The 10,910-nt window shown below is 75.3% G+C and carries 11 protein-coding genes; 7 read left to right on the forward strand and 4 right to left on the reverse strand.

The annotated features are described in order from the left end of the window. Positions 1–988 (forward strand): type ISP restriction/modification enzyme (locus ABZY31_RS24370; RefSeq protein ID WP_356413669.1); only part of this gene is annotated, 988 nt, incomplete at its 5' end. A gap of 78 nt (positions 989–1,066) precedes the next feature. Beyond that, a complete protein-coding gene (locus ABZY31_RS24375; RefSeq protein ID WP_356413672.1) occupies positions 1,067–2,293 on the forward strand; it encodes a CaiB/BaiF CoA-transferase family protein in 1,227 nt (408 codons plus the stop codon). Positions 2,294–2,353: 60 nt separating this feature from the next. Here ABZY31_RS24375 and ABZY31_RS24380 read toward each other — a convergent pair whose 3' ends face one another. Next, positions 2,354–2,623 carry a hypothetical protein gene (locus ABZY31_RS24380; RefSeq protein WP_356413675.1) on the reverse strand — a complete coding sequence of 90 codons (270 nt, stop codon included), beginning with the start codon at positions 2,621–2,623 and terminating at the stop codon, positions 2,354–2,356. Between the two features lie 284 nt (positions 2,624–2,907). Between ABZY31_RS24380 and ABZY31_RS24385 the strand changes: the two genes are divergently transcribed. Beyond that, positions 2,908–4,569: a serine/threonine-protein kinase gene (locus tag ABZY31_RS24385; protein WP_356413677.1), complete on the forward strand. Its 1,662-nt coding sequence runs from the start codon at positions 2,908–2,910 to the stop codon at positions 4,567–4,569. Between the two features lie 18 nt (positions 4,570–4,587). Here the strand turns inward: ABZY31_RS24385 and ABZY31_RS24390 are convergent, their stop codons facing one another. Further along, on the reverse strand, positions 4,588–5,391 hold the full coding sequence (locus tag ABZY31_RS24390) for an SGNH/GDSL hydrolase family protein (RefSeq protein ID WP_356413679.1): 804 nt from the start codon (positions 5,389–5,391) through the stop codon (positions 4,588–4,590). 163 nt (positions 5,392–5,554) lie between these two features. On the opposite strand from ABZY31_RS24390, the gene ABZY31_RS24395 reads away from it, so the two are divergent. Continuing rightward, on the forward strand, positions 5,555–6,688 hold the full coding sequence (locus ABZY31_RS24395) for a DUF5925 domain-containing protein (RefSeq protein WP_356413682.1): 1,134 nt from the start codon (positions 5,555–5,557) through the stop codon (positions 6,686–6,688). Positions 6,689–6,712: 24 nt separating this feature from the next. On the opposite strand, the gene ABZY31_RS24400 is transcribed toward ABZY31_RS24395, so the two are convergent. Further along, on the reverse strand, positions 6,713–7,099 hold the full coding sequence (locus ABZY31_RS24400) for a GntR family transcriptional regulator (RefSeq protein WP_356413685.1): 387 nt from the start codon (positions 7,097–7,099) through the stop codon (positions 6,713–6,715). Positions 7,100–7,180: 81 nt separating this feature from the next. Between ABZY31_RS24400 and ABZY31_RS24405 the strand changes: the two genes are divergently transcribed. From ABZY31_RS24405 to ABZY31_RS24415, 3 genes are all read left to right on the forward strand, one after another. Next, the gene (locus ABZY31_RS24405) at positions 7,181–8,134 is read left to right on the forward strand and encodes a GNAT family N-acetyltransferase (RefSeq protein ID WP_356413688.1); all 954 of its coding nucleotides are present in this window, start codon (positions 7,181–7,183) and stop codon (positions 8,132–8,134) included. After that, positions 8,128–8,601: a DUF402 domain-containing protein gene (locus ABZY31_RS24410; protein ID WP_356413690.1), complete on the forward strand. Its 474-nt coding sequence runs from the start codon at positions 8,128–8,130 to the stop codon at positions 8,599–8,601. Before ABZY31_RS24405 ends, ABZY31_RS24410 begins: the two co-directional genes overlap by 7 nt. A 231-nt stretch (positions 8,602–8,832) precedes the next feature. Continuing rightward, on the forward strand, positions 8,833–9,909 hold the full coding sequence (locus ABZY31_RS24415) for a lytic polysaccharide monooxygenase (RefSeq protein WP_356413693.1): 1,077 nt from the start codon (positions 8,833–8,835) through the stop codon (positions 9,907–9,909). Between the two features lie 32 nt (positions 9,910–9,941). On the opposite strand, the gene ABZY31_RS24420 is transcribed toward ABZY31_RS24415, so the two are convergent. Beyond that, positions 9,942–10,802 (reverse strand): alpha/beta fold hydrolase, encoded by an 861-nt coding sequence (locus tag ABZY31_RS24420; RefSeq protein ID WP_356413695.1) that lies wholly within the window; start codon positions 10,800–10,802, stop codon positions 9,942–9,944. Between the last annotated feature and the right edge of the window lie 108 nt (positions 10,803–10,910).

The following is a 10,910-nucleotide window of genomic DNA, read 5'->3' on the forward strand; positions in this document are numbered from 1 at the left end:
CCGCCCCGCGGGGGCGGCCCCGCCCCCCGGCCCCCCCACGGCCACGGGCCGGTTCGGGCGGGAGCCCGGCGCCTGCCCGGACCCGGTCCGGGTGCTGTACGAGCCCTTCGACGAGCAGTGGCTGCTGCCCGACCAGCGGCTCATCGACGCGGCCCGGCCGGAGCTGTGGCGGGTCCTGGACGACCGGCAGCTGTTCCTCCTGGAACCGCCCGGCCTGCCGTCCCCGCTGGTCACCGCGCACCTCCCGGCGGGCCGGCTCGGCCGGATCCGGCCGCTGCACCGCCGCCCCGGGGGCGCCGAGCCCAATCTGGCGCCGGGGCTGCTGCCGCTGCTCGGCGAGCGGTACCGCGGGCAGGTGGCCCCCGAGGACGTCCTGTGCTGGATCCTCGCCGCGGCCCGCCCCGGCCCGCGGGGGTGCGAGGTACCGCTCCCGGCCGACCCGGAGCGCTGGCGGGCCGGGCTGGAGCTGGGGCAGCGGCTGCTGGCCGTCCAGGTGCGCGGGGCCCGCGGGGGCGGGGCGCCCCGGCTGCCGGGCGGGCGCCGCCCGTACGTCCGCTCGGCGGTCGCGGGGTGGCCGGCCGGGCTGTCGTACGACGCGGAGGTCGAGAACCTGCTGCTGGGCGACGGGAGCATCGCGCCGGTCCCGGCAGCGGCGTGGACGTACGAGGTGAACGGGGTGCGCGTGCTGGAGCGGTGGTTCGCCGCCCGCGGCGCGCACCGGACGCCGGAGGCGGCGGGCCTGGCCGCGCTGGGCCCCGCCGCGTGGCCGCAGACCTGGACTTCGGAGTTGCTGGCCCTGGTCTCCGCCCTCGCCCTGCTGGCCGATCTGGCGCCGGAGCGGGCCGCGTTCGAGCCGGGACCCGCGCTCCCGGCGCAGCGGCTGCGCGCGGCCGGGGTGCTGCCGCCGCCGCGCTGGTCCCGCCGGCCGGCCTCGGTGCTGAGCCACCAGGAGGAGGGCCCGGGTGGCCAGGTCGCGCTCCCGTTCTAGGGTCGTGACCGGCGCCGGGCGTACGGGCTTCAGGGGGCCGGGGGTGACAGGGCGCGGGCGGGACGGTAGGACCGGGGCATGAACACCGCACCCGAACCCGCGCCCCCTGCGCCCCCGCTTCCCCTCCCCCTCGACGGGATCACCGTCGTCGCCGTCGAGCAGGCCGTCTCCGCCCCCTTCGCCACCCGGCAGCTCGCCGACCTCGGAGCCCGGGTGATCAAGGTCGAGCGGCCCGACGGAGGGGACTTCGCGCGCGGCTACGACACCGCCGCGCACGGGCTCGCCTCCCACTTCGTGTGGGCCAACCGCGGCAAGGAGTCCGTCGCGCTCGACCTGAAGGACCCGCGCGGCCGGGAGGCCCTGCACGGGCTGCTCGCCGGCGCGGACGTCTTCGTGCAGAACCTCGCGCAGGGGGCCGCCGCGCGGCTCGGGCTGGACGCCGCCGCGCTGTGCGCGCGCTACCCGCGGCTGGTCGCCGTCGACATCTCGGGGTACGGGGCGGAGGGACCGTACGCGCACAAGCGGGCCTACGACATGCTCGTGCAGTGCGAGGCGGGCCTGGTCTCGGTCACCGGTACGCCCGGCCGGCCGGTCAAGGCGGGCATCCCGGCCGCCGACATCGCCGCGGCCATGTACGCCTTCTCGGGGGTCCTCGCGGCATTGCTGCGGCGCGGCACGACCGGGCGCGGGGGTCCGGTCGAGGTCTCGATGCTGGACGCGCTGGCCGAGTGGATGGGGCATCCGCTGCACCTGGTCCTGCACGGCGGCGCGGAACCCGTCCGGACCGGCCTGGCGCACGCCGTGATCGCACCGTACGACGCCTACCCGACGGCCGACGGGGACCGGGTCCTGCTGTCGGTGCAGAACGACCGCGAGTGGCGGCGCCTCGCCGAACAGGTGCTGGAGCGGCCGGAGTTGGCGGACGACCCGGCGTACGCGACCAACGCGGCACGGACCGCGCACCGGGAGCAGACCGATGCGGTGGTGGCCGGGGCGCTGGGCCGCCACGGGGCGGCCGAGGCGCTCGCACTGCTGGAGGCGGCCGGGATCGCCTGCGCGCGGCTGAACTCGGTGGCCGGGCTGGCCGGGCATCCCCAGCTGGCGGCCCGGGACCGCTGGCGGGAGATCGGTTCACCGGTGGGCCCGCTGCGGGCGCTGCTGCCGCCGATCGGGCTGCCGGGGGGCGCGGAACCGCGGATGGGTGCGGTTCCCGCGCTCGGCGAGCACACCGACTGCGTGCTGCGCGCCCTGGGGATGACGGGCGCGCAGCTCACGGAACTGCGCCGGGACGGTGTGATCGCCTGAGGCCGGGGGTTACGGGACCGGATCCGGCAGCCGTCGCAACTGCCCCGGATCCGGGGAAGGTTACGAGCGGCGGCTGCCGAAGAGCGTGCGACGCAGCCGTCGCAGCGGTGCGAAGAGCGAGACGCGCGCGCTCCGGCTCCGCAGCACGTGCGTGTGGTCGCGCGACGTCAGCTCACGCATCAGCAGCGTGGCCTCGGCCGCGTCACCGTGCGGGACGGCGGGTCCGCCGAGCACCGCGAGGTGACGGTCGAGGCGCGAACTGGTCGCGCCGCTTCCGCAGGTGATGGCAGGCACGCGGGGCGGCCTGCTGCGCATTGCTATCTGTTCCATGTCTCTCCCCACCCGTACGAGGGCACCCGGCCCGGGCAGGTTAACCCTATCGCCCCCGGGCGGCAGCCGGGTATCCCGGTCGTGTGAATTACCCCTGCGCACAGCGGCAGTTGACGATTACTCAGCGCAGTTGACGGTTACTCTCCGAAGTGATCGCGCGTCAAGGGGCCGGTCGCCCGCGGCCGCTGGGGCGAGAGGGGAAGCGACGACGCGACAGGGGTCACACCGGCCGACGTCGGTTAACTTGGAGTGATCGACCCGTTACGCGGATGAGGGGGGCTCGCGTGAGTGGAGGACCGGGCGGCGACGCACGGGTGATCGCGGGACGGTACCGGCTGCTGGGCCCGCTGGGCCGCGGCGGCATGGGGATCGTCTGGCGGGCCCGGGACGAGGTCCTGGGCCGCGAGGTCGCCGTGAAGGAGGTCCGGGCCCCGGCCGGCCTGGACGAGGCCGACGTGCGGCGGATGTACGCGCGCCTGGAGCGCGAGGCGTGGGCCTCGGCCCGGGTCACGCACCGCGGGGTGGTCACCGTCTACGACGTGGCCACCGACGGCGGGCGGCCCTGGATCGTGATGGAGCTGGTGCGCGGCCTCTCGCTCGCGGAGGTACTGGAGGCCGACGGCCCGCTGCCCCCGCAGCGGGCCGCGCACATCGGCGAACAGGTGCTGTCGGCGCTGCGCGCCGCGCACGCGGCGGGCGTGCTGCACCGCGACGTGAAACCCGCCAACGTGATGATCGCCAACGACGGCCGGGTCCTGCTGGGCGACTTCGGGATCGCCCGGCTGGAGGGCTCCTCGGCGCTCACGATGACGGGCGAGGTGGTCGGCTCCCCCGAGTACCTGGCGCCGGAGGCCGCACTGGGCGCCGCGCCCGGGCCCGCGTGGGACCTGTGGTCGCTGGGCGTGACGCTCTACGCGGCGGTCGAGGGGCACACCCCCTTCCGCCAGGACACTCCGGTCGCCACCCTGCAGGCCGTGGTGGAGCGGGACGTGCCGCCCGCGCGCCACGCCGGGGCGCTGGGGCCCGTACTCGAAGGCCTGCTGCGCAAGGACCCGGACCTGCGCATCGGTGCGCCGGAGGCGGCGCGGATGCTGCGGGTGGTGGGCGCGGGCGGGACCGTACGGGCGGAGGGCGGACCGGCGTCGGGTCCCGGCGCGCCGACCGCCGCGGGCCCGTACGGAACACCCGCGCCCACGCTGCCGCTCCCCGCTCCCCCGCCCCGCACCCCGGGCGGGCCCGCGCCCCGCACGGGGTACGGACCGGCAGCGGAGTCGCCGCGTACCGGGCGGGCGGGCCTGGTCCTGGTCCTGGGGATCGCGGTCCTGCTGCTGGCGCTGGCGCTGCTGGGCTGGCTGCTGGCCAGGCACCGCGCGGACGGCGCCGACGGCAGCGGGGCGGCGGGCCCGGGCGGTCCGACGGGCGCCTCCGCCTCCTCCCCCGCCTCCTCCGCGCCGGTGCCGTCGGCCACCGCGTCGCCCAGCCCCTCGCCGAGCGGTTCCTCTCCGGCCGCCCAGAACGTCACCGTGGCCGTGCGCGCGGTGCGCGACCGCTACGTGGGCCCGTGCCCGCCGCCGGAGGCCTCCGCGCCCGCCTTCACCGCGGCCCTGGAGGTGGTCCGTACGCCGGTGGTCGTGGAGTACCGCTGGGCCACGCGCAGCGGGATCAGTTCGGCGCCGGACTGGCAGGCCGTCACCTTCGGGGCGGGCGGGCCCCCGCTCCGGGAGGCGGCCTTCACCGAGCTGAGCCACCGGCCGGACGGAACGCTGGACGACGCGGTCCGGCTGGAGGTGCGGCGGCCCGTCGCGGTGAACACCGATTGGGTGAACTTCTCTGTCAGGTGTGAGCGGGGGACCCCGTCGGGCGGGGCCCCCTCCCCCGGCGCGTCCGGCACGTCCGGCACGTCCGCGACGCCGGGCCCGTCGTCCGGCACGGGCCCGGCGCCGTGAGCGGGGCGCTCGGGGCGGTCAGACCGCGCCGGTGAAGACGGGCAGGTAGCCGCCGGACTGTCCGGCGGCGGTCGGGTGGTAGGACTCGCCGATGTTGGCCCAGTTGAGGCTGTGCAGCCACTCGTTGCCGGAGCAGATCTCGTGCCCGGTGAAGGCGCCGGTGACGGAGGCGAAGGCGAAGCCGTGGTTGGCGGCCCGCTTGGCTAGGGCGGCGTTCAGGTAGTCGGCGGCGCCGTCGATCGCCGAGCGCTTGCCCTCGGACAGGCCGGCGACGCAGCCGCCGCCCAGCTTGTAGAAGCGCGGGTAGCCGAGGACGACCACGCGCGCGTTCGGCGCCCGCGATCCCACCGCGTTGTAGAGGGCGTCGAGTTTGCCGGGGAGGGTGGAGTCGACGTACGCCCTGGCCTGGTTGACGCGGTTGATGCAGGTGGTCTCGGACTGGAGCACACAGGTCGTCATGACGTCGGAGAACCCGGCGTCGTTGCCCCCGGCGGTGAGGCTGACGAGGTCGGTCCCCGTGTTGAGCGGAGCGAGCTGGCCCGAGAGGACGTCGTCCGTCCGGGCGCCGGAGCATGCGGTGAACGAGAAGGTCTGGGGCGCGTGCGCGGCGGCCCAGAGGGCTGGGTAGGCCCGGCTGGACCGCTTGCAATTGCCGCTGGCGCTGTCGTAGTTCCCGGATCCGACGCCCGAGGAGTAGGAGTCGCCGAGCGCGACGTAGCCGAAGTCGGCCTGGGCGGCGGAGGCCTGCCCGGCGCCGAACAGCGCGGCGCCCGCGGCGAGGAGGAGTGACGAGGTTAATGCGGCAAACCGTGACAATCTCATGTACGGCTCCTTGTGGGGGTTTCCTGTCCGTTCTGTGGTACAAGGAGCGGAGGCCTTCTGGAAGTGTTCATGCCAAGAATGTTCGGGGTGGACTTCCGGTCCGAACCTTCACCGCGGATGCGTTTGAAGAGGGAACTCACCCACCCGTTCCGGCGAAACACGGGTGCACGGGGGCACTTCGTGCCGGATCATGGGCGCCATGCCAGCCAACCCTCATGACGCGCTGCCGATCCGGCTCAACGTCGACGACAGCGACTCGCCGTCGGACGTCGTCGACGCCCTGTTCCTCGGCCGGTTCGCGTCGGGCGAGCAGCCGTTCTCGCACAGCGTGTCCATCGAGCGGGTGAAGGCGGGGGCCGAACTCGTCCCGGCCGCCGCCACCGTGCTGCGCGCGGCCCGCGACTCCGACCGCAGCGCCACGCTCGCCGAGGGCGAGGGGTGGACCATGCTCGTCTCGCGCTGGAGCCGGGGCGCGGACGTCACCGTGACGGCCGTCAGCGACGAACTGGCCGCCAGCGTCCTCGGCGAGGCGACCGAAGGCGTCCAGGACGAGCCCGAACCGCAGCCCGAGAACGTCACCATGGGGTTTTGGTACGTCTCCCCGCGCCGCGGCCCGTACCGCACGACCCGCCAGATCGCGGCCGGCACCTGGGCCGAGGTGCGGCCCAACTACACCGCGCCCGTGGCGGCCTCGCTGGACCGCCTCATGAAGGTGACCCCCGATGACATCGCGGGGCGGCTGCTGCTGCTCCACGGGCCGCCCGGGACCGGCAAGACCTCGGCGCTGCGCACCCTCGCCCGCTCCTGGCGGGACTGGTGCCAGGTGGACTGCGTCCTCGACCCGGAGCGGCTGTTCAACGACGTCGGCTACCTGATGGACATCGCCATCGGCGAGGACGAGGGCACGGCCAAGGGCCGCTGGCGGCTGCTGCTGCTGGAGGACTGTGACGAGCTGATCCGCGGCGAGGCCCGGCACACCGCCGGGCAGGCGCTGTCACGGCTGCTGAACCTGACGGACGGCCTGCTGGGCCAGGGCCGCAACGTCCTGGTCGGCGTCACCACCAACGAGGACCTGGAGCGGCTGCACCCCGCCGTGGTCCGGCCCGGGCGCTGCCTGGCCCGGATCGAGGTGGACCGGCTGACGCACCGGGAGGCGGTGGACTGGCTCGGCACCGACGAGGGGGTGCCGCGCGAGGGGGCGACCCTGGCCGAGCTGTTCGCGCTGCGGCGCGGCGCGGGCCCGGCGTCCCTGCTGCCGCCCCAGGGGCACGGGGCGGACGCGGGGCTGTACCTCTAGCGCGGGCGCCTCCTCCGGGAGCCGTCAGCCGCCGTAGCGGGCCCGCAGCGCGGCCACGGCGGCCGCCTCGGCCGCCTGCCGGGTCAGGCCCAGGCGGTGGGCGCGCTCCGCGTACGCCTGGGCGGCCGCGGCGGCCTCGCGGTCCGCGGCGCCGCCCTCGGCGGCGACGAAGGTGCCGCCCCGGCCGCGGGTCTCGATCACCCCGTCCGTCTCCAGCGCCCGGTAGGCCTTGGCGACGGTGTTCGCGGCCAGGCCCAGCTCCAGGGCCAGCCCGCGCACCGTCGGCAGTTTGAAACCGGCCGGGAGGCGCCCGGAGCGCGCCTGTGCGGAGATCTGCGCGCGCACCTGTTCGTAGGGGGCGGGCGCACCGGCCGAGTCGTCGAGGGCGAGCTTCAGGTTCGTCGAGGTCACGGGCCCGATTGTCGCCCATGCGCCGCCCGCCGACGGGAAATCGGGAGGCGGACCGGACGGGGCCGCCCGTAGCGTCGCCGTATGACCGTATCGATTCGTGACCTGCGTCCCGGTGACGCGGCGGACGCCGAAGCCGTCGTCCGCGTCCGCCGGGCCGCGCTCCCCTACATGATCACGACCCCCGAGGGCGTCGCCTACGAGCTGGCCGGCGCCCACCCCGACCGGCACTACCGCCTCCTGGTCGCTGAGGCGCCCGACGGCACGGTGGTGGGCAGCGCCCAGGTGGGCATCGCCCATGACAGCCCCGAGCCGGGTCAGGGATTCCTGAACGCGTACGTCGACCCCGCCCACCGGGGTCTGGGAGCGGGCGGCCCCCTCGTGCGCGCGGCGGAGCGGCACCTCGCGGAGCAGGGTGCCACCGACGTCTTCGCATGGGTCATGGACCGGCCCGCCGACCGCGCCTTCGCCGAGCGGCGCGGGTACGCGGCCCGGCGCAGCGCCCATTTCCTGCGTCTGGACCTGACCGGCGCGGCCCTGCCGGAGCTACCCGCCGTCCTCCCGGACGGCGTCGGGCTGCGGACCGCCGCCGACTTCGCGGACGACCCGCGGCCCCTGTTCGAGGCCGACGCGGAGGTCGCCGCCGACGAACCGGGCGACGTGCCGACCGAGCTGGACGACTACGAGGACTGGCTGGCGCACGTGTGGCGCGCCCCCGCCCTGGACCGGGCGCTGACCACGGTCGTCCTCGTCGACGGCGAGGTGGCGGCCTTCACCGCCGCCCACACCGACGGCTCCACGCGCTACGCATCGGCGATGACCGGCACCCGGCGCGCCTTCCGCGGCCGGGGACTGGCCACGCTCGCCAAGACCGCCTCCCTGCACCGGGCGCGGGCGGCGGGCTACACGGAGGCGTTCACGGGCAACGACAGCGGGAACGCCCCGATGCTCGCCGTCAACAAGGGCTTCGGCTACGAGATCTGCGCCTCGGAGGTCCGCTACACGAAGACCCTGTCCGAGCGGCGGCCGGGATGCTGACCGTGACCCTGCTCAAGGGTGGCGCGACCAAGATCCGCTATCCGGCCGAGCTGCTGAGCGACGACGGCGTGCGCGTCTGCGTACGGGCCCCCTGGGCGGCCCCGGGCGTCCGCGACTTCGGCTTCGTCCGCTTCGAGCCGGGCGACGTGTTCACCGAGTACTTCTGGCGGGACCGCTGGTACGCGGTCAAGGAGGTCAGAAGCGGCGCGGGCGTCCTCAAGGGCTGGTACTGCGACATCACCCGGCCCGCGGCCGTCCGGGACGGCGAGGTCGTCGTGGAGGACCTCGACCTGGACCTGTGGGTCTCGGCGGACGGGTCGCGGGTCCTGCGGCTGGACGAGGACGAGTTCGCGGCCGGCGGCCTGGCGGAGCGCGACCCCCGGGCCGCGGCGCGCGCCGTGGAGGCCCTGGACGCGCTGGAGCACCAGGCCGGCTCGGCGGCCGGCCTGACCGCTTTGCTCGGCTGAGGGGTCCCGCGCGGAGCCGTTCCTGAGGGGGTGCTTACCGGCGCCTTAAGCGGGCCCTAAGGATCGGCTCCAGGGCGGCCGAGGCCCCGGAACCGCGGGTTCCGGTGGCTAGCTTGGGCGGGCCGGAGCGGGTCGGAGGCGGCGTCGCCACCCACACGGGGGGGTGACGCCGCCTCCGGCCCGCAGCACCGGTCCGTACGCCCGTACGCCCCGCCCAGAGGAGTTCCGCCCATGTCCGCATCCCGCTCCCACGCCGCCCCGCGCACCGCCGTCCGGGCCGCAGCCCGGATCGCCGCCCTGGGCCTCGCCCCCCTCGCGGTGGCCGCGTACGCCGCCGCGCCGGCCGCCGCGCACGGTTCGATGACGGACCCGGTCAGCCGGGTGGCGGCGTGCTACGCGGAGGGGCCGGAGTCGCCCGCGTCGGCGGCGTGCAAGGCGGCCGTCGCCGCGAGCGGCGCGCAGGCGTTCTACGACTGGAACGCGGTGAACATTGCCAATGCGGCGGGCCAGAGCAAGGCGCTGATCCCGGACGGGCAGCTGTGCTCGGCGGGCAACGGCAAGTACAAGGGCCTGGACCTGCCGCGCGCGGACTGGCCGGCCAGTCCGATGACGTCCGGCGCGCACACCTTCCACTACAAGGGCACCGCCCCGCACAAGGGTTCGTTCGAGCTGTACGTCACGAAGGACTCGTACGACCCGACGAAGCCGCTGAAGTGGTCGGACCTGGAGGCCGCGCCCTTCGCGAAGGTGAGCGACCCGGGCATGCAGAACGGCGACTACGTCTTCTCCGCCGCCGTTCCGAAGAAGACCGGCCGCCACCTGATCTACAGCGTCTGGCAGCGGTCGGACAGCCCGGAGGCCTTCTACACCTGCTCCGACGTGGTCTTCGGCAAGGACGGCGGGGGCAGCGGGAACCAGCCCGCCCCGCGGCCCACCACCCGGCCCACCACCGCCCCGGCGGCTTCGGCGGACCCCGCCGCGGGCTCGTCCGCCGCGCCCGGCGGCGCCGCGCCGACGGCCGGCCCGAAGGCGCCCACGGACCAGCAGATCGCGGACGGCGCGGGCAGGTCCACGGTCGAGCACAGCGGCCACGGCGACAACGACCCGAAGACGAACGGCTCTTCGCCCGCCCCCGTCGCGGCGGCCGCCCCGGCGACCTCCCCGGCGGAGGGCGGTCTCGCCCAGACCGGCGGCGACGGCGCGACCCCGATGATCGCGATCACCGGGGCGGCCGTCCTCGCACTGGGCGCGGCCGTGCTCTTCGGAGTGGCCCGTCGCCGGACCACCGCCGGCCGGCACGGCCGCTGACGGTCACCCGTCCGCAGCGGACCGCCCGCGCGTCAGGAGAAGACCGACGCGCAGGTGGTCCGCTGCGCGTGCTGCGGGTCGAGCGCGTTGGCCGCCTCGTGCCAGGCGATCCGGTCGGTCAGGCCGATCGCGACGTGCTCGGAGACGTCGACCGCGCACAGGTCCTGGAGCAGCACGTTGTGTACGTTCGGCCCGTCGAGGAACTGGGTGCGGTAGGGGGTGACCACCTCGTCGAACCGGGTCGCGATGACGGTGTAGTTCACTCCCGGCACGGTGTCGCCGCCCGCGTTCAGCTTGGTCACGAAGGGCGATCCCGCGACCTGGTCGGCCAGCCCCGGGGTCGCCGAGTTGATCAGGTCCCCGGCGCCGGGAAAGTAGGGCAGGAGCTTGGTCAGGCCGAGCAGGGTGGTTCCGTGGTTGTCGGGGGCGAGGCCGACCAGGGCGTTGGTCTTGGCGGCGCCGCCGAGGAACTTCAGGTAGTAGTTCGGCATCATGCCGCCCTGCGAGTGCCCGACGATGTCGGTCTTCGCGGCGCCGGTGGAGGCGAGCACCTTGTCGACGAAGATGTCGAGCTGGCCCGCGGACTTGTCGATCGGGCCGAGCCCGTTGAAGAGGGGCACGCCGGGCAGCTGCCCGTAGTCGAGGGAGTAGACGCAGTACCCGCGGTTCACGAGGTACGGGGCGAAGCCGAGCCAGTTGTCCACGGAGTTGCCGAAGGTGCCGTGGACCAGCACGACGGGGCGCGGGTGCGCGGCGGAGGGCTTGCAGGACCAGTTGTTCCATCCGCTGTGGGGGGCGGTGTCCGCCTGGGCCGGTCCCGTGGGTGCCAGGGCGGCGGCGGCGAGGGCGAGGACGGCCAGCGGGCGGAGCAGGCGTCGTCTCCAGGGCAGCATCGAGTGATCTCCTTGCGGGTCAAGGGGAACGTGCGGGGGGAGGGCGTGGGGGTCCCGTGATCCGGATCACATGGGGGTGCTGCTGCCGCCAAATTACGGGCGGGTAGC

Origin of the sequence: Streptomyces sp. NPDC006529 (assembly GCF_040611795.1) — a bacterium.
In the GTDB taxonomy this organism is placed as follows: Bacteria; Actinomycetota; Actinomycetes; order Streptomycetales; family Streptomycetaceae; genus Streptomyces.